This is a genomic window from Tsukamurella sputi (genome assembly GCF_007858445.1).
Classification (GTDB): Bacteria; Actinomycetota; Actinomycetes; order Mycobacteriales; family Mycobacteriaceae; genus Tsukamurella; species Tsukamurella sputi.
Genome location: NZ_VIGV01000262.1, coordinates 1 through 501 on the forward strand (window position 1 = coordinate 1; position 501 = coordinate 501).

The following is a 501-nucleotide window of genomic DNA, read 5'->3' on the forward strand; positions in this document are numbered from 1 at the left end:
CAGGGTGTAATTCGCGTAGCCCACGTCCGTCGGGTCGATCGACGGTGCGAACGCCGAGACGGCGGTGCCCGGGTGACCGCGCCGCTTGAGCCGCTCGGCAGCCTCGCCGCGGCGCCCGAAGAAGGCGTCGAGCCGCATCGGGAACATGTTCTCCACGGCGACCGCGACGTGGCTGCCGTCCTCGAGCTCACTGACGAGGTCGATGAAGTTCTCGGCGTAGCGCCGCTGCCAGCGGAAGGGCGGGTGCACCACGACGGTGTCGGCGCCCAGGTCCTCCGCCGCCGTCACCGCGCGACCGAGCTTCGCCATGGGGTCGGGGCCCCACACGCGCTGGCTGATGAGCAGGCAGGGCGCGTGGACGGACAGCACCGGAACGTCGTAGCGCATCGACAGGCCGGCGACGTTCGCGATGTCCTGGCTCGCCGACTCGTGCCAGACCATGAGCTCGACCCCGTCGTAGCCGGTCTCCGCGGCGTACCGGAAGGCGTCCTCGAGCTTCTC

General features: G+C 70.9%; 1 protein-coding gene. It reads right to left on the bottom strand.

Annotated elements, in window-relative coordinates:
- Positions 1-501 (bottom strand): sugar phosphate isomerase/epimerase family protein (locus FK268_RS24065; RefSeq protein WP_146437938.1); only part of this gene is annotated, 501 nt, incomplete at both ends.